Here is a 20007-nt window from a genome sequence, read left to right as displayed (position 1 = left end):
CAGAACCCAACAAAGCCCTCAGGTGCGAGTCGCCGTGGCCACGTTACGTGGCCGCAGCGTCATCATGATCATGTACAGGCCGCCGCCGATCAATACGCCGAAGAACCAGCCATAGATATTCCACCAGGCCGGCAGCAGGTTGGTGAAGTTGGGCAGGAAAGTCGAAAACACGCTGCCGACCACCGCGGCGGCGACCGCATTGACGTTCCAGCCTCCTTCGTAGCGGTACTCGCCGTATTCCTGGTAGAGTGCCGCAACGTTGATGTTGCCCTTGGCCAACAGATAGTAGTCCCCGAGGATTATCCCGAGTAGCGGGCCCATCGTGGCGCCGACCGCATTCACGAAGTGCGCGGCGCCGCCTTCCCACGGCGCAAACGGGTAAAGCACCAGCGCGATCGCCGCCGCGATGTAGCCGCCCAACTTGAAGCTGATGCGCTTGGGGAACACGTTGGAGATGTCAAATGACGCCGAGACGAAATTGGCAACCACATTGATGCCGAGCGTGGCGACTGCGAAGGTCAGCGCCGCGATGAGCGCCAACACCCAGCTCTCGAACTTCGCGGAGATCTGTTCGGGGTGCAGCAGCGCTTCGCCATACACCTTGAAGGCGGCGATGGTGGTGATGCCGGCGACCAGCGAGAACGCGATCAGGTTGACCGGCAGGCCCCACAGATTGCCTTTCTTCACTGCACTGCGGTTCTTCGCGTAGCGCGAGAAGTCGCAGAAGTTCAGGTACAGCGCTGCGAAGTAGGTGATCCAGGTCGCACCCACGGCCATAAGCGCCCAGAACGAACCGGGCTCGCCGCTAATGCCCGCGTCCCGGGTCTTCTCGAGCAGCACATTCATCGGAATGCCGTGGCTGAACGAAAAGCCGCCGGCCTTGATGCACAAGCCGACCGCCAGGATCAGCATCGCGACCCACACCGCCGGACCGGCCCAGTCCTGGAATCTGCGCACTGTCTCCATGCCTTTCTGGATGATGAGCAGCTGCAAGGCCCAGATGATCACGTAGCAGATCACCTCCAATCCTGAATGCCCGAGGAAGTGCGTGCCCTTGTGGAACTGCATCAGACTATCGCTTCGGATCAGCAGTGCGACTATCGCGCCCGAAGCCGCCGCGGTCTGCGCGCCGTACCAGAAACAGGCCACCACGGCGCGCACGAGAGCTGCCAGATTGGCGCCCCATACGCCGAAGGAGGCGCGCGCCAGCACCGGGTAAGGCACGCCGGTCTTTTCGCCAGCGAAACCAATCAGGTTCATCAGCGCGAAAATCACCAGCGAGCTGAGCCCGATGGCCAGCACGAAGTTGATAAAGCTGCCGCACAGCAGGAACAGGCTGGCAGCGAGGTAGTAGCCCCAGAGGCTGTGCACGTCCGAGGTCCAGACGTTGAAGATGCTGAAGGCACCCCAGTTGCGCTCCCTGGCGGGCGCCAGATCTTCGTTGTAGAGGCCGGGGGAAGGGTTACGGATGTCCATCTGTCGTCTCCTCTGGGTTCGTGGAACTCAGGCAATACCGCCGGGCTTTGTGCAATTGCCCTTAGCTGGCTGAACCGCTTCCATCGGCTGGCCGAAGACCGCGAGCGATCGCCCGCAACCATGGTCTGCCTGCACTTCGCCATAGTCTCCTGGCTAATGCTTGTCCATTTTGCGGCCTTTAACAAGCGTGCCTTTGGCTTTCCCCTGCACGTCTATAGCTTATCGATGTTTCCAATGTAATTTCTCACATTTTGCCTAATATTCAAGCGTGCGTGAGGCACCCCGGCCCGCGCACAACCTCCAAGCCCGCGCTCCCGTGCGGGCGTTTTTTCATCTGCGGAACCGCGGTTCTCGGGCCCAGCGGCGGTTTTTTTCGGCTCGGGATCCTTGGTCATAATGGTCAGTCGAATGCATAGCTCCGACGAGGTGCGGCAAGGCCGAAAAACCAGCGAGCAGCGGCTGCGTGAGCCGGTTCTGGCCGGCGTGGGCAATGGGCCATATTGGAGAAACTCCCGTGATCGGCTTGAAGCGATTTCTCGACGAAAACAAGCTTCACCTGATATTCGAAGTGAGCCTGTGGTTCAAGGCCGTATTTGCACTTTCAGAAATGGTTGCCGGTATCGCCACGTACTTCGTGACCCAGCGGCTCTTTCTGACGCTCGTGGTCTGGGTTACCCGGGATGAGTTTGCCGAAGACCCTCACGATCTCGTAGCCAACTTTCTTCTCCATTCGGTACAGCATCTTTCCGTCGGCACCCAGAAGTTCGCAGCCCTCTATCTGCTCGCCCACGGCGTGACCAAGCTCTGGCTGATTATTGGCCTGCTGCGCAAGCGCCTCTGGTATTACCCCGTATCAATGGCCGTTTTTGGCTTGTTCATCATCTACCAGCTCTACCGGTTTTCGTTCACGCATTCGATCTGGCTGCTGCTCATTACGGCATTGGACGTCCTCGTTCTCGCTCTCACGTGGCACGAGTACCGGCATCTTCGAAACGCCGGCTTTCATCCAGCCGTCAATCCGCCTTCGGCGGACTGACCGCCAACCACTCATATGTTGGGTCACTGCGCGTGCGCGGCGCCTTCACGCGCGCTCGCTTGCACCGTCACTTCCCCAGATCACATTCAGCGCCTCCAATGTCGCCTGGATCGCCGGGTCGCCGCTGCGGCCTTCGGCGTAGACGAATGACACTTGCGTCGTCGCCCGATGGTCGCCAAAGAACACCGCCTCCCCCGCATCGCGCGCTTCGAGCGCCAGGGCCTCGCGCATCAAGCCGACGCCCACGCCTGCCGCAACGAGCACACGCATCAGTTGCTCATGATCGGCCTCGACCGTTTCGACCGGTTTGATGGCAGCACGCTGCAGAATCTCGTTCAGGACTTCCTGATGGCCGCTGCGCGGCGCCATGCGGATCCATGGCTTGTCCGCGAGCCGCTCCAGCGCGCAATCCTCGAAGCGTTCCCACGAAGCCGGCACGACGAGACGAAACGTCATCTCATCGAGCACCTTCATGCGCGTCCCTTCGGGCCGCGCTTTGCACACGAGCAGTGCCGCGTCGATTTCCGCGCTGCGCAGCGCGTCGACGAGCCAGCTCGTGCGGCCAACCTGCAGGTCGATCTTCAGGCCCGGATGCCGCGCGACCATTTCCGCGAGCAAGGGACCCACGCGCAGCACGGCGGGGTCGAGCATCACGAAGCCGACGCGCAGGCGCCCTTCAATCTGGGCACGAAAGCCGCGCGCCGCGTGAACGAACTCGCCGAACGCCTCGATCGCCTGTTGTGCTTTGCCGAGCAGCGCCTCGCCGCTTTGCGTGAGCGTCACCGACGAGGTTGTGCGCGAGAGCAGCCGCACCTCGAGTTCCTCTTCGAGGCTTCTCAATTGCCCACTGACGGCCGGTTGGGTCACGTGCAGCGCTTCGGCGGCTTTGGTCACGCTGCCAAAGCGGGCGACTGTCACAAAAGTGCGAAGTTGTCGAATGTCCATGGGTTTGCGTTCGCTGTGTCCTTCAGAAGGCGCGCTTATGAGCTTTATCGAGGAAAGTGATTTCCCCGCTTCAGACGCCGCAATTATTCTGGGCTTCACGGGACGCACCGGGCAATCCGGACGCGCCCGAAGAATGAGATCAACGATTCCCGGAGACAACATGAGTGCATCCATCCTCCCGCAACAGGCAGCCGAAGGTTTGTGCGCGCTGAGCGCGACAGAAGCAGTCGAGCTCCTGAAGAAGCGCGAGGCATCGCCTCTCGATTTCGTCGATGCAGCCATCGCGCGCATCGAGGCCATCGATCCTGTCGTGAATGCGCTGCCGTTGCGCCGCTTCGAGGCCGCACGCGACGCTGCGCGCCGTTTTCCGAAGCCCGATGACAGGCTGGCCGCCATGCCCGGCTACCTCGCCGGTCTGCCGATCGCGGTCAAGGACTACAACGATCTCGCGGGCGTGGCAACCACCTATGGCTCGCCGATTTTCAGCAACAACATCGCGCAGGTTTCCGACCTGACCGTCGCGAATCTCGAACGTCAGGGCGCCATTGCGCTGGCAAAATCCAACGTGCCCGAATTCGCCGGCGCCAACACCTTCAACACCGTGTTCGGCGCAACGCGTAATCCGTGGGATACGCGTTTGAGCGTCGGCGGGTCGTCGGGCGGCTCGGCGGCCGCGCTCGCGTCGGGCATGGTCTGGCTCGCGACCGGCAACGACCTGGGCGGCAGCCTGCGCATTCCCGCGAGCTATTGCGGCATCGTCGGCATGCGACCGAGTGTCGGCGCGTGCCGCGCCCGGTGTCCGCGGTGCCATACGATCCGTTGTGGGTCGAAGGCCCGATGGGCCGCACCGTCGCCGACGTCGCGCTGATGCTCGACGCCCAGGCGCACTTCGACGCCCGTGATCCGCTCTCGTGGCCACGCCCGGCTGTACCGTTCGCCGATGCGGTGCGGCGTCCGCGTGCGCCGCGACGCGTCGGCTTCACGCCCAATCTCGGCCTCGGCCAGGTCGAGCGGCAAGTCGTGCGGCTGTGCGAGCAGGCCGCATTGCGCTTCGCCGTGCACGGCGCGCAGATCGATGACGGGTGTCCTGACTTCGCCGGCGGCATCGAAGCGTTCCAGACCTTGCGCGCCAATCTCGTTGCGGCCGTACGCGGGCCATTGCTCGATACCGCACGCGAGCGTATCTGCCCCGAGATCATCTGGAACATCGAAAAAGGATTGCAGCAAAGCGGCGCGGACGTAGCCCGCGCCGAGCGCGTGCGCGGCGAGCTGTTCAATCGTGTGAGCGCGTTCTTCGGCACTTACGACATCCTTGCATGCCCGACCGTTGCGGTCGCACCGTTTCCGGTCGAGCAGCGCTATCCGCGCGCGATCGACGACACACCGCTCGATTCGTATATCGACTGGATGTATCTCACGTTCGTGTTGACACTGACCGGCTGCCCCGTGATCTCGATTCCCGCCGGCTTCACCGACGACGGCAGGCCAGTCGGTCTGCAGTTGATGGGCCGCCCGCGCGGCGACTTCGAGCTGATCGCCGCCGCGCATCTGCTGGAAGAGACGCTCGCCGTTTCTCCATTGCCGGCCCGGAGCACCCCGCAAACCGCAGCGTGACGGCGCACCGGCAATCTTCGTAGTTCCGTCACCCGCATAGAGACAGAGTCAGGAGACGATCATGTCGTTCGACAGCAAGCCTGTAGCAAACGCGCCTGCGCTGCACGAGCAAGGCGATGAAAACCCACCAGTCCTCGAACGCATCGCTTTGCGCGTCACCGCGTGGTGCGAGAAGTGGTATCCCGATGCCTTCGTGTTCGTGTCGCTCACGGTGCTCGCTGTCGCGCTCGGGGCGCTGGCGGCCGGTGCGTCGCCACGCACCGTGGCCGTGTCGTTCGGCAACGGCTTCTGGAGTCTGATTCCGTTCACCATGCAAATGGCGATGGTCGCGATCACCGGCTACGTGATCGCGAGCTCGCCCCCCATCGCCCGCCTCGTCACGCGCGCCGCGCGCGTGCCGGCGAGCGGCCGCTCGGCAGTCGCTTATGTGGCATTCCTCAGTGTGCTCACATCGCTTCTGCATTGGGCGATCAGCCTCGTATTCGCGGGTCTGCTCGTGCGCGAGCTGGCGCGGCGCACCGACCTGCGCATGGACTATCGCGCGGCAGGCGCGGCAGCGTATCTCGGCATCGGCGCCACCTGGGCGATGGGCCTCAGTTCGTCTGCGGCGCAACTGCAGGCGAACCCGGCGAGCATCCCGCCCTCGCTACTGCCGATCACGGGCGTCATCCCGTTCAGCGAGACCTTGTTCCTTTGGCAGAGCCTGACGATCGCACTCGCGCTGGTGGTGACCTCGACGCTGATCGCATGGTGGACCGCGCCAGGCCCCACGCGGGCCAAAACCGCCACCGAGCTCGGCATCGTGCTCGACACTATCGACGACGCCCTGCCCCCGCGCGAACGTCCCGGAGAATGGCTCGAATACAGCCCCGCGCTGATTCTGGTACTGGTCGCGCTCGGCGGCGGCTGGCTCGTCAACGAGTTCGCCAGCAAGAACTGGCTGGTCGCGATCTCGGGGCTCAATACGTACAACCTGATTTTCCTGATGCTCGGCATGCTGCTGCATTGGCGTCCCAAGCGCTTTCTGCGCGCTGTCTCGAAGGCCGTGCCGGTCACCGCAGGCGTGCTGATCCAGTTTCCTCTCTACGGCGCGATCGCGAGCATGCTGACTTCGGCGAAAAGCGCGACGGGCGCGTCGCTCACGCATTACCTCTCGACCCTGTTCGTGAGCATCGCGTCGACGGACACCTTCGCGCTGGTGATGGGCGTGTATTCGGCGGTACTCGGATTCTTCGTGCCATCGGGCGGCGGCAAGTGGGTGATTGAAGCGCCATATGTGATGCAGGCGGCCAACGCGCTGCACGTGCACCTGGGCTGGGCCGTGCAGATCTACAACGCAGCGGAGGCACTGCCGAACCTCATTAATCCGTTCTGGATGCTGCCCTTGCTGGGCATCCTCGGACTGAAGGCACGCGATCTGGTGGGATTTACGTTCGCACAGTTCGTTTGCGGAACGCTGCTGGTGCTCACGATGCTCTGGGCGCTTGCACCGACGCTTGTTTATCATGCGCCGGTGATGCCATAAGCAGCGTCACGCCGCGCAAATCCCATTACGGTATTAAGGTATCCGCATTGCTGGAGCGAAGACACCGCGGCTGAACGCACCTCGGGCCCGCGCGGGCGAAGTTCGCTACGTTGGGCGCGCATCATGCAATGGACGCTACGCGCGCTGCATCCCTGATCGGCTGGTCAGCACCATCGCAATACCGCCAAGGATCGCTGCGGACGCCGCCGTCAGCCGCAGTGTGATGGCTTCCGAAAGGAACGCCACGCCGCCAAATGCAGCGATCAGCGGCACTGACAACTGAACGGTAGCGGCTCGCATGGCGGAAAGCCTGCTCAGGGCCGCATACCAGATGACATATCCGATGCCGGACGTGAGCGCGCCGGAGGCAATGGCAAGGGCGATTCCGGTGGTGTCCGCGTGAGCGTGGGCCGTGACGATAAAAGGCAGGCTGAGCAAGAAAGCCAGCGGCGCCGCCCGCACGAAATTGCGCGCTGTGGCGGCGAGCGGGTTGCCCACTCCGCGGCCGCGCAGCGAGTACACGCCCCATGCCGCGCCCGCGACGGCCATCAACGTAGCCCCGAGGACCGGCGGCGCAGCGACGCCCGGCGACACCAGGTAAACGAGCCCCGCGACTGCGAGAGCGAGACCGAGCCACCCCAGGGGGCCGAGTTTTTCGCCGGAGCGCAAGCCTGCGCTGAACATCGTCAGTTGAACCGCGCCGAACAGAATCAATGCACCCGTGCCCGCGGACAAGGTGAGATAAGCGAAAGAGAAGAACACGACATACGCAAACAGCATGGCCGCAGCGAGCCAGTCGGTACGCCCTGGCGAGGAACTTTGCGACCTGAATCGCACGACGACGGCGAGCGTGATCGCTCCGGCAATCAGCCTGATGCCAGCGAAGCTGACCGGATCGATTTCCCCTTTCTGCAACGCGAGCCGGCACAACAATGAATTGGCCGCGAAGGCGACCATCGCCGTTGCGGTCAGGATCGTTGTCTGCAAGGTGAGCCCGCCACCGCGCCCTTTATGCATGAGTCGCCACCAGAGTCACCGCCCACGACAGCGACGCCACGCTCCCTACTACGGCGGGAAAGCGTCGCGTACCGTCGCCTCTCAAAGTTGGCCACGTGCTCCAAATCCGCAGCACCGCGGTCGCCGCCTTCCATCGCGTACCACGTGTGTGCTATTCGAACGTAACGAGAGCTTCCGGCGAAGGTGGCAGGGACGTCACGCTGACATTGGAAAAGCCGGCTTCGCGGCCCATCTGTTCGAGCTCGCGCGCCGTGTACGCGTCGCCTTGCGGCGTGGATGCAAGCATCACAAATGAGAACGCGGCGGCGAAGGGCGGCGACACGCGATCCTCGTCTGGAACAAATTCCACCGCCAGGGCTCGCCCGCCGGGTCCGAGGCTTTTGCGGACCTTCGAGAGTATTTCGACGCAAGTTGGCGGATCGAAGTGATGCAGGAAGTTCGTGACCAGAGCCAGATCGAAATCCGTGCCCCAATCGACTTCGAATGCACTGCCGGCGACCGTGCGGTAGCGCGCATCGACCCCAGCGGCTACGGCGTGCTCCATCGCGACCTCGAGAACCGGCTGCCAGTCGGTCGCCACGACTTCTGCGCCGGGAACCGCCTTGGCAATCCCGATGCCGAACAGCCCATGCCCGGCCGCCACATCCAGCACGCGCTTCGGTGCCCGCGGCCAGCCGCTCACCTGTTGCGCGATGCTCTGTGCGGTTTGCGCCACGAAGGGGGCCATCGACCGTGCAAATTTCACCCAGACGGGATGGTCGGGCGCGATGTTGGCCAGTCCCATGGCCCCGCCGTTGCGAACGAACGCGACCGGGTCCTCGAGCCACAGTGCCATCATTTCGGGAGCCGCGAGGAAATCCACGATGCTTCCTATCCAGGCGGGCGAGGCAGTCGTCAGGAATGCCGAAGTCGACGGCGTTAATTGATAACGTCCCGCTTCCTTCTGCAGAAATCCGTGCACGGTCAGGAAGTCGCAGAGTATGCGCACACCGCGCTTTGCGGCCTTTACCCGCTCGGCTATACGCTCCAGGTCGCCGTGTTCCTCCGCGATCGCGGTGAAGAGATCGAGCGCCACTGCGGCTTTCACAGCGGCCGTCTTCTGGTAGGCCATCGTGGCATCGATAAAGGACTGCGGGGAGATGTCATCCATGATCGGTAGCCTTTCACAAGATACCGTGCAAACAGGTTTTGATTCGCGTTTTTGTTCACGGGATTGCAGCTCGTGCGTGAACGACGGAGCTCTTGAGAAGCCTACGCGAACAATGGTGCCGCGTCGAGTTCCCAGTTGCCTTCTCAACCGCGGCTTGCCTGCTTTTGTGCAGAAACCCACATACACGTGCCCGTTTTTTTCCGTAAATGTATTCGTCGGGCAATACCCGCCGTGACCATCCGCTCAGATCTCGAGTGCTCCTGATCACACATGAGCCGGGCCTGCATGCCAACCAGGACCGCAGGCGTAAAAACGAAGCGATGCCCATTCGCCCTTGACCAGAGCGATATAAAAGGCATCAAACGGGGAATTGAAAAATGAAAAAGCCTTGCATTCGCTCGGGGCGAACCACCATTGCCGCGTTCTGTAGCGCCAGCCTGCTGCACGACAGCGACACGCATGATGACGGGTATGATCCGGGCGACTGGCTGGTCGTGCTGACGCTGCTCTATTTTGTTCCCTCGATCATCGCGCTCAGTCGCCGCCACCGCCACCGCACCGCGGTCAGACGTCTCAATGCGATGTTTGGCTGGTCCGTGCTCGGCTGGATCGCCGCCTTCATATGGGCACTGGTCTCCCGCGGAAAGGGACTGGCGACGCCGGCCACGGCTGCGCCTGAGTCTATGGGAGACGTTCCTGAACATTTCGCGGCCCAGTTGCTACCAGGCATCGTCGAGCGCGATCTCACGACTCGATCTCTCTAGCCACATCGATCAGTTGTTGCGCGCACGCGTCGTGATCTGCACGAAATCGGCGGCAATGTGCGCGCCGCCGTAGCGCGCTTGCATCTGCTTCAACTGCTGGCCAACGGCGGCGAGATACGCCGCGCGCGGCTCCGACGCCGGACGTAGCGCGTCGAATAGCGGCGCGGGCGTAATCAGCAACACGATCATCTCGGTGCCGAACGGCTTGTCGATAATCCAGTCGCCCGTGCTGCCGACCGTCGCCGAAAACCCCGGCGGCGCCTGGTTGTCGCGCTCGTGATTGCTCGGCACGAGATGCACGACGCTGCCGTCGAGCGCGTAATAGTCCACGTTGACATACGAGTCGTAGTGCGGCGTGGTGATGTCGACGATGAGCGGGCTTCCTTGCATGAATTGCGCGTCCAGCGGCCGCGTATGGATTGTCGCCTCGCCGCCTGCCTGACGATTGGCGCGCCAGTACGGCGCGAATGCATTCACGACCTCGCAGTTGTGGTTTTCGATGGCGCTCACGTCGAGCCTGGCGCCCTGTGCACCCGGTATTTGCGCGAGTGCGTCGCGCATGCGCGCCATGCCGTCGCCGGCACTGGCGAAACCCCGGACCTGGAGCGCCTGCGCCGGCAGCGACGCCGCCAGTGCCGAACACGGGATACGGGAGAGCGTCGAATTAAGCGTATCCAGCGCGGCCGCGCCAGGCACGGCGGCAACCAGGGTGGCGCTTGCAGCGGGCGCTTGCGCCGCCGCGCTTGCGGCAGGTGCATTCGCCACCACGGCGGCCGGCGTGGCCGCGATCACGGGCGCGCCGGCATTGGAAGCGCTTGCATGCGGCGCTTCATTGCCGGACAGCGCCCGGTAGCCAATCCAGAGCCCTCCGGCAAGCACGACGGCGCCCGCGCCCAGGGCCCCCAGCCGCGCGGCAGGGAATGCCGGCGCGTGTGCGAGCACGCCCATGCCCTCGAGAAACTGATTGACGCTCGCCGTACGCGACGCGCGGTCAAACGACAGCGCGGCGCTCAACGTGCGCCATTGGGTGCGATCGAGCCCCTGGGGCCGCTCGGCACGCATCTTCTCGCTGCGCGCCTGGGTGGCCGACTTGCGCTTGAACGGATGCGTGCCGGTGAGCAGTTCGTAAGTCACGCAGGCGAGCGCATAGACATCGTCGCGCGGGTCGGGCTCGCGATGCTCGAACATCTCGGGGCTCGCATAGGCGGGCGTGATGCCACCGAGCGTCGCCGGATCGAAGACGGTCACGTCGGGGTCCTCTTCGGGCCGCTGGAACACGCGGGCAATGCCGAAGTCGATCACCTTGACGTCGCCGCCATCGGTGAGAAAGACGTTGGCGGGCTTGAAGTCGCAATGCACGAAGCCGCGCTCGTGCGCATACGCGAGCGCCTGCCCCATCCCGGCGATGATGGGCCGGGCCTTCCCGAATGGCATGCCCGCAAAGCCCTGCGCGCGCAGCACCTTGCTGAGCGGCTGGCCGCACAGATACTCCATGGTCAGATAGACGAGCGGGCCATCGCGGTCGAAGTCGTACACCGTGACGATGTTCCGGTGCGCGAGCGTCTGCGCCTTGCGGGCCTCGCGCTGAAGCGCGATCAGCGAAGTCGGCTGGCCGCGAAACTGCACGTTGAGCACCTTGATCGCAATGTACGGCTTGCGGTCCGAAGCTTCGAGCTTGCGCAGGTCGAGGGCCTTGTAGACCGTGCCCATGCCCCCCACGCCCAGGCATTCTTCGAGCACGAAGCGCCCGTTGAGCGTGTCGCCAATGCCCTTGATGTGCTCCGGCGCGTCGGCCGCATGGGTGGCGCGCGCCGGCTGCGCCTGGGCCACCGAAGCGCTCTCCTGGATGCGGGTTTCGTCGCTGGTGGTCGCCGTGCTGTCCTGGCGGCGTTCGATGCGCCGAAGGACTTCCGTGTAGACGGCATCGGGCAGCGGATGGACCGTCTGCGTCGCGTCCATCGCCTCGCGCAGGCGAGCGCAATTGGCCACGTCAACCGCGAGCACGTGGTCGATCTCGGAGTAGAACGCCTCGCGTGAAAGCGTCCCGCTCTGGAACGTCTGGATCAGCTGCGAAAGGCTCATCATTCGTCTGCCGTCAATTCATCAGGCTGGCCAACGCATTCGCAACGCACGAGCGCGCCGCGTTTTCGACGTGTCTTAAGTGAGATTAATCTGCCGCAACGCGCAGCGCAATCGGTGCCTGAGCTATGCGTGGCGCCCGCACACCAGCCACGCGAGCGAAATCCGTCGCGTGTTGCAGCAAACCCAACGCCTTTGCCGCGTGCTGTTGGGCGCCGGCCATCTGCGCCGCTGCCCGCACACGCTGCCCGGCATGGCGCGCGAGCGCGATGCAAGCGCGCCAGGCCCCGTCGGACAAGGCGCTTCGCGATTCGTGCGGCGAGCGCAGGCGGTTTGGCAAGCCCTGGCACATCCTGTGCATTAAGAGAACCGAGCCCGCAACACATTGCAGCTCAACTACCCACCCCCGTATTTGCCATTCTGGAGAACTGTCATGAGCAAGCTGATGATCGCCGACCTGAGCGCCACCCAAGAACTCGACCGCCGCGCCATGAGCGCCGTGCGCGGCGGCAACCTGGGCCTCTGGCCCGTCTACTACCCCATGCCGGGCGTGAAGGTCGACACCACCAATTTCAGCGCCGAACAGCTGATCGGCCAGACCAACAGCATCGTGAGCAACACCGGCAACGACGTGGCATTCGCGACGAACATCAAGTCGACGGTCAACCCCGTGCAGAACGCTCACAACACGATCAACTTCTGATCGCGCCACGGCGGGACGATTGCACACGCTCGGTCGATGCATCGCGCCCGCCTGCGACCCACCTGTTTTCACTATTGGAGGCTTGCCATGTCTTCCATCGTTATTCGCGAGCTGGCCCCCGGCACCGAACTCGACCGCCGCGCCATGCTTGCCGTGCGCGGCGGCGCCAACAACCCGGCCTATGGTTATGGACCGATCGCCAGCATCAACGTATCGCCGACCATCCAGCAGAACATTCAACAAATTCAGGTGGTCAACGTCGCCGCGCTCAACAATATCGGCTACATCGGCGCGGGCTTCGGGCCGCTGAATCTCAAGGTCGATCCCTCGCAATACGCGAGCACGGGAGTGACGCTTTAAACGCCGCTTCACGCAACAAGACGCAGACGGTGCCGGGGTCCCGTCTGCGTCTTCTCGTGTGCCGCAGGCGAGCCGTTGCGCCGCCTTTCAAAAACCGTGTTGAAGACTCGGCGCCGAGCGCTCACAATCACACAGGCGCGCAGCGCTCCTCGCACTGCAGCCGGAAAGGCACGTTCGCGAACCCGTTATGAATGTGAACAGACCCTGAGGTGCTGCCTTTTCCCTTCGCATCCGCTCGCATGGAGCAGACCATGGGTATTCTCGTCATCAAGGATCTTCCGGAAAGCGTCGATCTGGACAAAGAGGCGATGGCCGCGATCACCGGCGGCGCGCGCGTCGTCTCGCACGAAGCGCTGCTCGCGCCGCGGCCCTTCATCGGGCTGCACGTGGGCGTCGTGGGCGTGCCAACGCCGCGCGGGCTGGCACCCGTCACTGCGGTTGCACCGCGCCCCACGCTGTTGCGCTGACTCCCCGCCTGAACGCTGCACGGTTCGATGCGCCGCCGCGTGCCCCGCAAAACGGGGCGCGCGTCACGCGGCGCGCGTCATCATGGCCGGACGATGGCTTGCCGGCGGAAATACGCACCACGAACCATTGCCGTGGCGGAAGAAGAAGATTGCAATCGTGCGCGCGGGATGAACGGCCTCGACGCAAACGTAGCGCAACCGGTTGTCCTGCATGCGGCTAAAGCGCACCACGCGCGCGGGCGCACAGGCGTTCGGCGCGAGCCACTTGTCGACGAGCACGCGCAGTGAAGATCCGGTGGGGTTCATGACGGTCTCCCGAACGAGTAGCGATGGCGGAGTCTGAACGTGACGATCACGCCGCCAGCATGGCGAACGCATCGCGGTGCGCCTGGGCGCGGCGCGCGCGAACCAGCGCGCGGACGACGCCAATGGCGGCAAGCGGGTGGGCGAAGCACGTGCGGACCTGTTCGCTGCGGCCCTTGCCGTCCACGCACCACGTGCAGAAGTGCTCGCAGTTGTTGGTCAGCAGGCGATAGTGGTCTTCGCCGAGACGCGAGCGCGCCCGCGCGACGGCTGCGCGGCCCGCGTATGCGGCAAACGGATGCCCGACGACAGCAACTTCATGGCCGGCTGCGAAGCGTTCGAGCGGGACTTCTTCGATCGGGCCGCGATGCAGCGACGTGCACAGACCCGCGTAGTGAACGACCCGGCCCGCGCCAACATAGATGCCGTGATGGCTATAGCCCGCGCGACGCGAGACCAGATGGGCGCCAAGCGGCAGTTCCCCGGCGGCGCTGATGTCTGCGCTGCTATTCGTCGGTTGAAGATCGAGACACATGGCTGGGTCCGTCTGGGTGGTTGTGGCTTCCCGTGATGCTGCGGGGTTTGCCGGTTGCCAACTACCCTGCATCAGCCATGCCAACGCTCTCGACCACGGCCGCATAAGGCTTTACGGGAAAGCACACGCAACGCTGGCCACCACCTGTTAGCCGCTTGCCAACGCATTCGCCTCATATCTGTTTGCGTCGATCCACCATTTCATCCTCGATCCCGCAGCCAGCGCGGTACGCCGCAAGTGTCGGAGTCCTGACAACGTTGGGAGGTCCGGGTGTTGGCGCGGCCATGACCATTGCGCAATGGGACCTCGTGGCACTAGCATGCACAGAACGCTCAGGCGCTCCGAAGCGCCTCGTCCAGCAGGGCTCCCGGCGATATGGCTTGCCCAGCGCCGGCGCGCGCCGCACAGTGGCATGATGCTTGCACGGTATGGGCGCACAGCCGCGCGTTCGCGGCCATCATCCGGATGGAGAACACCATGACCTCGCTCGCGATCACCGACCTTCACCTGCAACGCGATATCGACCACAAAGCGATGTCGTTCATCCGGGGCGCAGGTGCGCCGTGGGTGTTCGGCTGGATTCAGCCGTACCAGCCCGAACAGCCCTCCGCGTTCGGGCCCGTCATCAATCTTTACCAGACCAACAACACGTTCTACGCGAATCAGGTCGTCAATCAGTATCAGATGCTCGACGTAACCAACTCCGGGGCCAACTCGAACGTGACGGTGGGCGTGGGCCAGACCGGCAAGAACCACGGCCTCGTTTAGCCTGGAGGCATGATCGTGACAGCCGGATTGCGGTGGAGCTCGGCTTCGCGCACGGACATTGGCCGCGTGCGGGCGCTCAACGAGGACGCTTGTCTCGATCTGCCCCACCAGGGTCTCTGGGCCGTGGCCGACGGCATGGGCGGTCATACGGCGGGCGACCTCGCGAGCCAGGCGATCGTGCGGGCGCTTGGCACGCTTGGCACGCTTGGTACGCTCGGCACGCCTGGCGCGCCCGGTGCATCGAACTCGCTTGCCGCGATCAAGCGCGCCGCGCGCGACACGCTGCAAACGGTGAACCAGCAACTGCGCGAGGAAGCGGCGCGGCGGCGCGTGCGCGTGATCGGCAGCACCGTTGCCGTGCTGATGGCGAGCGGGCGCGAATGCGCCTGGCTGTGGGCGGGTGATAGCCGCCTCTATCTCTATCGCGACGCGCACCTCGAGCCGCTCACGACCGACCACAGCCATGTGGCCGAGCTTCGGGCACAGGGTCACCTGAGCGCCGAAGCGGCGCGCCACCATCCCTCGCAGCATCTGATCACACGGGCCGTCGGCGCCGCGAACTGGCTCGACCTCGACGAAGGCCATATCGCCGTGTGCGACGGCGATTGCTTTCTGCTTTGCAGCGACGGCCTCAGCAACGAAGTGCAAGCAGCCGACATTGCGCGCGCTCTCGAAGGCGGCGACTGCCAGCTCGCGGCCGATACGCTCGTCGACATGGCCTTGCAGGCAGGCGGGCGCGATAACATCACCGCGGTCGTCATCCGGGTCGAAGACCCCGACGCCGCGGATCATACGCTGGTGAATCCCGCCGTCGTGTCACCGTGAAGCACGCGGCCATAGGCTCACGTCTTCGCGCTCAGGATTCCTTGTCGCGATCCGTCTTGTCGGCATGACGGAAATCCTTCGAGTGGATGCCGTGCTTCTTGAGCAGCATCTGTAGATGCGAGCGGTTCATGTCGCAGCGGCGCGCCAGCTCCGCCACGGTGCCGCCGGTTTCATGCAGGCCGCGTTCGAGAAAGGCGCGCTCGGCTTCGTCGCTCGCGGCGCGCTTCGCGTCGCTGAGGGATAGCGGCGCGCCCAGCGCGTGCCCATCGACCTCGCGCAATGCCGCAGGCGCGGGCCCTGGCCGGATATCGTCGGGCAGATGTTCGAGGTCGGCGGTGTCGCCCGCGAGACACGACAACCGATAGACGACGTTGCGCAACTCGCGGATATTGCCAGGCCACGCATAGGTGAGCAGGAAATCGCGCAGCTTCGGTGTGAGCTTCACGGGGCGGCGCTTGAGCTGGCTGGCCGCCTCGTCGCCGAACCACGAAATCAGCAAGGGAATCTCGTCGCGGCGCTCGCGCAACGCGGGCAGCGTGACATGAATGACGCTCAGGCGGTAGAACAGATCCTCGCGAAACTGCCCTTGAGCGGCCAGCTCGCGCAGGTTCCGGTTGGTCGCGGCCACGATGCGCGTGTCCACCGCAATCGGCTCGTCGGAGCCCACGCGCTGGATCTCGTGCGCTTCGAGCACGCGCAGCAGCTTCACCTGCCCTTGCAGCGGCAGCTCGCCGATCTCGTCGAGAAAGATCGTGCCGGTGTGGGCGCTCTCGAACTTGCCCTTGCGGTCGCTCGACGCGCCTGTGAACGCGCCTTTGCGATGGCCGAACAGTTCCGATTCGAGCAGGTTGTCCGGAATCGCGCCGCAGTTGACCGAGATGTACGGCCGCTCCGAGCGGGCGCCGTTGGCATGGATCACCTTCGCCATCAGCTCCTTGCCGGTGCCGCTTTCGCCGTCGATCAGCACGGGCAGGTCGGTGGGCGCCGCTTTTTCCGCCACTTCCAGCGCCGCCAGCAGCTTCGGGTTGTCGCCGAATATGCCTTCGAAAATGAAGCTGCGCGCCAGGAGCGCCTCGCGCCGCCGGTGCGCGGAGGGCGAGAGCGCCTCGGGCTTGTCGAGCGATTCGGGCGCATCGGATACATCGGACAGATCGGCCGCCGCCTCGATGAAGCGCTCCTTGCGCGAAAGCTGCATGACTTCGTCGCGCAGTGCGTTCGACTGGTTCAGGAGCTTCTCGATCTCCGCGCGTTCGAGCCGCGGCGCCCAGCGCAAGGTGGAGCGCAGGATCTCGATCTTCTCGAGCAGTCCGGCATAAGAGAGCGTGGAGCTGCCGAATCCATGCGGGTCGAAGAGTTTCATGTCGCACTCAGCTGTTTCTGGACGAGCTGGTAGTACATGCCCTTGCGCTCGACGAGTTCTTCGTGCCGCCCCTGCTCCACGATGGCGCCTTCGTAGAGCACGAGGATTTTATCGGCCCGCATGATGGTGCTCAGGCGGTGCGCGATGATGAGCGCCGTGCGGCCCTGGAGAATATCGTGCATGTTCGAGAGGATATTGCTTTCGGATTGCGTATCGAGCGACGAGGTGGCTTCGTCGAAAACGAGCAGGCGCGGGTCGTGATACAGCGCGCGCGCGATGCACAGGCGCTGGATCTGCCCGCCCGAGAGACCCATGCCGCGCTCGCCCACCACCTGTTCATAGCCGAGCGGCATCTTGCTGATGAACGCGTGCGCGTCGGCCATGCGCGCCACTTCCTCCATGCGGCGCCAGTCCGGGCTCGGGTCGCCGCAAGCGATGTTCTCCGCGATCGTGCCTGAGAACACGAGGTTGGTCTGCATCACATAGCCCACCTGGGCGCGAAAGTACGCGTGGTCGATCGCGCTCATGTCGTAGCCGTCCACGTTGATCTTGCCTTCCGTGGGCGCATAGAAACCCACCAGCAGCTTGGCGAGCGTCGTCTTGCCCGAGCCGCTGCGCCCGACGATCGCCACCATCTGGCCGCGGCCGATCGAGAAGCTGATGTTCTCCAGCACATAGGGCGTTTCGTTGCCGCCATAGCGGAAATACACGCCGTTGAATTCGATGTCGCCCTGCACGTCGGGCAGCAGCACGCGCGAGCCGAGATCGGCGGGCTTTTGCTCGGGCTCGATGTCGAGCACGTCGCCCAGGCGCTCCATGGCCACCGCTGCATCGTTCATGAGGCTCCAGAGGCCCACGAGGCCCATCAGCGGCGCGAGCACGCTGCCCATGAAGGCGTTGAACGCAATCAACTGGCCGATGCTCAACTCCCGATCGAGCACGAGCGTGGCCCCCACCCAAAGAATCACCACCGTGGTGGCGGCGTTGAGCAACTGGCTGCCGAGACCCACCAGAATGTTGAAGGCCTGCGCGCGATACTGCACTTCGAGCGACTTCGCGTACTTGCGCTCCCACTTCAGGCGCACCGCTCTTTCGATGCCCATGCCCTTCACGGTCTCCACGCCGCCGAGCGTTTCCATCAGCATCGAGCGCGCGTCCGTCGATACGGCGAAGACCTCGCGCGCATAGCGCTTGATTCGCGGCGTGGCGATCGCGGTGAGCGCCATGATCGGTATGACGAAAGCAATCAGCAGCAACGTGAGCTTCACGTTGTAGAGAAACATGATCGTGAAGTAGATGAAAATCATCAGCAGATTGAGCGCCGTGGTCACCGTCGATTCGGTGAGGAACGCGCGGATCGTCTGGTTCTCCTGGAAACGCGCGAAGATATCGCCGGTTTTGCGGCGCGCGAAGAACGAGAACGGCAGCGACATCGTGTGCTTGAAGAATTGCGACATCATCGCGAAGTCGAGACTGCGCACCATGAAATTCGATAGATGCGCGCGTATGGTCGCCATCAACTGCGTGAACACGTGCGAAATGACGAGCCCGACGATCAACAGATGCAACAGGCTCACGTTCTGGTGCACGATCACGCTGTCGAGAATGTTCTGGATGATGAGCGGCGGCACCACCCCTAACATCTGGATCACGAACGTCGCGAGGAAAAGGTGCGCGAGGATCTTCCGGTACGGCAGCAGATAGCCGATGAAGCGCACCCACGGCGAGCGTGACGCCACTTGCGCGCCCGTGGTTTCGCCGGCGGTGAACAGCAGGCATGTGCCGTTCCAGCCGCGCTCGAACGCTTCCACGCTCAGCTTGCGAAAGCCCAGCGCCGGATCGGCCACCCTCACCCACTGCTTCGACACGCCATAGACCACGATATAGTGGTAGCCCTCCCAGTGCGCGATAAAGGGCAGCTCGAAGCCTTGCAGCGCCTCATAGGTGCACTGCACGCCGCGCGTGGTGAAGCCGAGCGCCTCGCCGGTGCGCGCGAGGCTCTCGAGCGTCGCGCCCTGCGTGGTCACGTTGGCGAGATCGCGCAGCTTGCCCAGCGTCATCGCAATGCCGTAGTGCCGGCAGATCATCGCGAGGCACGCCGCACCGCAATCCATCTCCTCCGCCTGCTCGACCAGCACGAAGCGCTTGATGATGCGCTCGTTGAATTTCGCATCCGCGCCGGTGTCGATCGCGAGCGGGTGGCGGCGGCGCTCCGCCAGCTTCTTCTGGCGCTGCAACTCGCGCTCGGTGAAGCGCACGCGTTCTTCCAGCACCTCGCGCAGCTTCGGGTTGCGTTCGAGCATGAAGTGCACGGTCTTCTCGGGAATCACGAGCAGCCGCACGTCGGTGAGCGCGGTCACGCTCGCTTGCTGGTCCTGGCGCAGCAAGCACGCGCGTTCGCCAAAAATCTCGCCCGCGCCCAGCTTGCCCAGCTGGTACACGTTGCCCTCTTCCTCGCGCGCGATGCTCACTTCCCCCTGACGCACCACATAAAGCCGCATGTCGCCGCCCGCGCCCTGACGCACGACCTCCTTGCCCGCGCTCACGCGCTTGACGCCGACACTCGACACATATTCTTCGAGCTCTTCGCGCGAGAGCTTGCCGCGCAAATCGAACAGCCGCGAAACGAAGCCGCCCGCGGAGCTGATCGCCACATAGCTCGTCACGAACGACTGCGCGGCGGGGTTCGCGGCCAGCAACGGTTCGAGCGCCGCGCGCGGGATGCAGAGCACCTCGGTTTTCGCGGAGGCCCGCACCGAAACCTCGTGCCAGTAGTCGCGCAGCATGGCGATTTCGGCGAACACCTCGGGCGCCTTTCGCACGCCGAGGCTGGTCTCCTTGCCGCGCTCCTCGGCGATCAGGCGCACGGAGCCCGAGCGAATCACGTAGAGTCCGGCCGCGGGGTCGCCGCGCTTGCACAGCGTGTCGCCGAACGCGTAGCTGCGCGTTTGAACCTGCGCGGCGAGGCGGTCGAGTTCTTCGCGCGAAAAGAGCGAGAGCGGTTCGACCGTCGCGAGAAACTCCGCCAGCGTGGGTGCGCTAGCCGGTGCGGGCGCCTGGGTATCCATCTGCGGGGCTCC

Annotated in this window: 19 protein-coding genes; 10 read left to right on the top strand and 9 right to left on the bottom strand. The window is 64.2% G+C overall.

The genetic code is table 11. From position 1 onward, the window contains the following. Positions 1 to 18: 18 nt before the first annotated feature. A complete protein-coding gene (locus tag P5W98_RS22980; RefSeq protein WP_421025814.1) occupies positions 19 to 1476 on the bottom strand; it encodes an NCS1 family nucleobase:cation symporter-1 in 1458 nt (485 codons plus the stop codon). 514 nt (positions 1477 to 1990) lie between these two features. On the opposite strand from P5W98_RS22980, the gene P5W98_RS22975 reads away from it, so the two are divergent. Beyond that, positions 1991 to 2512, top strand: coding sequence for a DUF2127 domain-containing protein (locus tag P5W98_RS22975; RefSeq protein WP_421073331.1), 522 nt, complete (start codon positions 1991 to 1993; stop codon positions 2510 to 2512). A gap of 45 nt (positions 2513 to 2557) precedes the next feature. On the opposite strand, the gene P5W98_RS22970 is transcribed toward P5W98_RS22975, so the two are convergent. Continuing rightward, complete coding sequence (locus tag P5W98_RS22970; protein WP_421025816.1) at positions 2558 to 3457, bottom strand: LysR family transcriptional regulator; 900 nt, start codon at positions 3455 to 3457, stop codon at positions 2558 to 2560. A gap of 160 nt (positions 3458 to 3617) precedes the next feature. Between P5W98_RS22970 and P5W98_RS22965 the strand changes: the two genes are divergently transcribed. The 3 genes from P5W98_RS22965 to P5W98_RS22955 all read left to right on the top strand — a co-directional run bounded on the left by P5W98_RS22965 (position 3618) and on the right by P5W98_RS22955 (position 6596). Then, positions 3618 to 4325: an amidase family protein gene (locus tag P5W98_RS22965; protein WP_421025817.1), complete on the top strand. Its 708-nt coding sequence runs from the start codon at positions 3618 to 3620 to the stop codon at positions 4323 to 4325. Then, a complete protein-coding gene (locus P5W98_RS22960) occupies positions 4295 to 5071 on the top strand; it encodes an amidase family protein (protein WP_434718525.1) in 777 nt (258 codons plus the stop codon). The genes P5W98_RS22965 and P5W98_RS22960 overlap by 31 nt, the downstream gene beginning before the upstream one ends. Positions 5072 to 5132: 61 nt before the next feature. Continuing rightward, positions 5133 to 6596 carry a short-chain fatty acid transporter gene (locus tag P5W98_RS22955; protein WP_421025819.1) on the top strand — a complete coding sequence of 488 codons (1464 nt, stop codon included), beginning with the start codon at positions 5133 to 5135 and terminating at the stop codon, positions 6594 to 6596. 135 nt (positions 6597 to 6731) lie between these two features. Here the strand turns inward: P5W98_RS22955 and P5W98_RS22950 are convergent, their stop codons facing one another. Both P5W98_RS22950 and P5W98_RS22945 read right to left on the bottom strand, forming a co-directional pair. Next, positions 6732 to 7613, bottom strand: coding sequence for a DMT family transporter (locus tag P5W98_RS22950; protein ID WP_421025820.1), 882 nt, complete (start codon positions 7611 to 7613; stop codon positions 6732 to 6734). A gap of 151 nt (positions 7614 to 7764) precedes the next feature. Continuing rightward, positions 7765 to 8763: a methyltransferase gene (locus P5W98_RS22945; protein WP_421025821.1), complete on the bottom strand. Its 999-nt coding sequence runs from the start codon at positions 8761 to 8763 to the stop codon at positions 7765 to 7767. Positions 8764 to 9140: 377 nt separating this feature from the next. On the opposite strand from P5W98_RS22945, the gene P5W98_RS22940 reads away from it, so the two are divergent. Further along, complete coding sequence (locus P5W98_RS22940) at positions 9141 to 9527, top strand: superinfection immunity protein (RefSeq protein ID WP_421025822.1); 387 nt, start codon at positions 9141 to 9143, stop codon at positions 9525 to 9527. A 9-nt stretch (positions 9528 to 9536) separates the two neighbouring features. Here the strand turns inward: P5W98_RS22940 and P5W98_RS22935 are convergent, their stop codons facing one another. Beyond that, complete coding sequence (locus P5W98_RS22935; protein WP_421025823.1) at positions 9537 to 11612, bottom strand: serine/threonine-protein kinase; 2076 nt, start codon at positions 11610 to 11612, stop codon at positions 9537 to 9539. Between the two features lie 427 nt (positions 11613 to 12039). On the opposite strand from P5W98_RS22935, the gene P5W98_RS22930 reads away from it, so the two are divergent. The 3 genes from P5W98_RS22930 (at position 12040) to P5W98_RS22920 (ending at position 13136) form a co-directional block, all read left to right on the top strand. Then, positions 12040 to 12309: a hypothetical protein gene (locus P5W98_RS22930; RefSeq protein ID WP_421025824.1), complete on the top strand. Its 270-nt coding sequence runs from the start codon at positions 12040 to 12042 to the stop codon at positions 12307 to 12309. 87 nt (positions 12310 to 12396) lie between these two features. Beyond that, complete coding sequence (locus P5W98_RS22925; protein WP_421025825.1) at positions 12397 to 12669, top strand: hypothetical protein; 273 nt, start codon at positions 12397 to 12399, stop codon at positions 12667 to 12669. Positions 12670 to 12920: 251 nt separating this feature from the next. Next, the gene (locus P5W98_RS22920) at positions 12921 to 13136 is read left to right on the top strand and encodes a hypothetical protein (RefSeq protein WP_421025826.1); all 216 of its coding nucleotides are present in this window, start codon (positions 12921 to 12923) and stop codon (positions 13134 to 13136) included. A gap of 63 nt (positions 13137 to 13199) precedes the next feature. Here the strand turns inward: P5W98_RS22920 and P5W98_RS22915 are convergent, their stop codons facing one another. Together P5W98_RS22915 and P5W98_RS22910 are read right to left on the bottom strand one after the other, a co-directional pair. Next, on the bottom strand, positions 13200 to 13442 hold the full coding sequence (locus P5W98_RS22915) for a hypothetical protein (protein WP_421025827.1): 243 nt from the start codon (positions 13440 to 13442) through the stop codon (positions 13200 to 13202). Between the two features lie 46 nt (positions 13443 to 13488). After that, entirely contained in the window at positions 13489 to 13974 is a 486-nt protein-coding gene (locus tag P5W98_RS22910; RefSeq protein WP_421025828.1) for a lecithin retinol acyltransferase family protein, read from the bottom strand. Positions 13975 to 14451: 477 nt separating this feature from the next. On the opposite strand from P5W98_RS22910, the gene P5W98_RS22905 reads away from it, so the two are divergent. After that, a complete protein-coding gene (locus P5W98_RS22905; protein ID WP_421025829.1) occupies positions 14452 to 14742 on the top strand; it encodes a hypothetical protein in 291 nt (96 codons plus the stop codon). Between the two features lie 9 nt (positions 14743 to 14751). Further along, positions 14752 to 15567 carry a PP2C family protein-serine/threonine phosphatase gene (locus P5W98_RS22900; RefSeq protein WP_421025830.1) on the top strand — a complete coding sequence of 272 codons (816 nt, stop codon included), beginning with the start codon at positions 14752 to 14754 and terminating at the stop codon, positions 15565 to 15567. 31 nt (positions 15568 to 15598) lie between these two features. On the opposite strand, the gene P5W98_RS22895 is transcribed toward P5W98_RS22900, so the two are convergent. Continuing rightward, a complete protein-coding gene (locus tag P5W98_RS22895) occupies positions 15599 to 16927 on the bottom strand; it encodes a sigma-54 interaction domain-containing protein (RefSeq protein WP_421025831.1) in 1329 nt (442 codons plus the stop codon). Beyond that, positions 16924 to 19995, bottom strand: a complete 3072-nt coding sequence (locus P5W98_RS22890) for a peptidase domain-containing ABC transporter (protein WP_421025832.1) — start codon at positions 19993 to 19995, stop codon at positions 16924 to 16926. Before P5W98_RS22890 ends, P5W98_RS22895 begins: the two co-directional genes overlap by 4 nt. Between the last annotated feature and the right edge of the window lie 12 nt (positions 19996 to 20007).

Origin of the sequence: Paraburkholderia sp. A1BS-2L (assembly GCF_051125205.1) — a bacterium.
Classification (GTDB): domain Bacteria; phylum Pseudomonadota; class Gammaproteobacteria; order Burkholderiales; family Burkholderiaceae; genus Paraburkholderia.
This window is presented reverse-complemented; position numbering and strand designations above follow the sequence as displayed.

Excerpts from the sequence above, each read along its gene's own strand:
- P5W98_RS22980 (WP_421025814.1), bottom strand. The coding sequence starts at position 1,476 with ATGGACATCCGTAACCCTTCCCCCGGCCTCTACAACGAAGATCTGGCG.
- P5W98_RS22970 (WP_421025816.1), bottom strand. The coding sequence starts at position 3,457 with ATGGACATTCGACAACTTCGCACTTTTGTGACAGTCGCCCGCTTTGGC.
- P5W98_RS22965 (WP_421025817.1), top strand. The coding sequence starts at position 3,618 with ATGAGTGCATCCATCCTCCCGCAACAGGCAGCCGAAGGTTTGTGCGCG.
- P5W98_RS22960 (WP_434718525.1), top strand. The coding sequence starts at position 4,295 with ATGGGCCGCACCGTCGCCGACGTCGCGCTGATGCTCGACGCCCAGGCG.
- P5W98_RS22955 (WP_421025819.1), top strand. The coding sequence starts at position 5,133 with ATGTCGTTCGACAGCAAGCCTGTAGCAAACGCGCCTGCGCTGCACGAG.
- P5W98_RS22950 (WP_421025820.1), bottom strand. The coding sequence starts at position 7,613 with ATGCATAAAGGGCGCGGTGGCGGGCTCACCTTGCAGACAACGATCCTG.
- P5W98_RS22945 (WP_421025821.1), bottom strand. The coding sequence starts at position 8,763 with ATGGATGACATCTCCCCGCAGTCCTTTATCGATGCCACGATGGCCTAC.
- P5W98_RS22940 (WP_421025822.1), top strand. The coding sequence starts at position 9,141 with ATGAAAAAGCCTTGCATTCGCTCGGGGCGAACCACCATTGCCGCGTTC.
- P5W98_RS22935 (WP_421025823.1), bottom strand. The coding sequence starts at position 11,612 with ATGATGAGCCTTTCGCAGCTGATCCAGACGTTCCAGAGCGGGACGCTT.
- P5W98_RS22930 (WP_421025824.1), top strand. The coding sequence starts at position 12,040 with ATGAGCAAGCTGATGATCGCCGACCTGAGCGCCACCCAAGAACTCGAC.
- P5W98_RS22925 (WP_421025825.1), top strand. The coding sequence starts at position 12,397 with ATGTCTTCCATCGTTATTCGCGAGCTGGCCCCCGGCACCGAACTCGAC.
- P5W98_RS22920 (WP_421025826.1), top strand. The coding sequence starts at position 12,921 with ATGGGTATTCTCGTCATCAAGGATCTTCCGGAAAGCGTCGATCTGGAC.
- P5W98_RS22915 (WP_421025827.1), bottom strand. The coding sequence starts at position 13,442 with ATGAACCCCACCGGATCTTCACTGCGCGTGCTCGTCGACAAGTGGCTC.
- P5W98_RS22910 (WP_421025828.1), bottom strand. The coding sequence starts at position 13,974 with ATGTGTCTCGATCTTCAACCGACGAATAGCAGCGCAGACATCAGCGCC.
- P5W98_RS22905 (WP_421025829.1), top strand. The coding sequence starts at position 14,452 with ATGACCTCGCTCGCGATCACCGACCTTCACCTGCAACGCGATATCGAC.
- P5W98_RS22900 (WP_421025830.1), top strand. The coding sequence starts at position 14,752 with ATGATCGTGACAGCCGGATTGCGGTGGAGCTCGGCTTCGCGCACGGAC.
- P5W98_RS22895 (WP_421025831.1), bottom strand. The coding sequence starts at position 16,927 with ATGAAACTCTTCGACCCGCATGGATTCGGCAGCTCCACGCTCTCTTAT.
- P5W98_RS22890 (WP_421025832.1), bottom strand. The coding sequence starts at position 19,995 with ATGGATACCCAGGCGCCCGCACCGGCTAGCGCACCCACGCTGGCGGAG.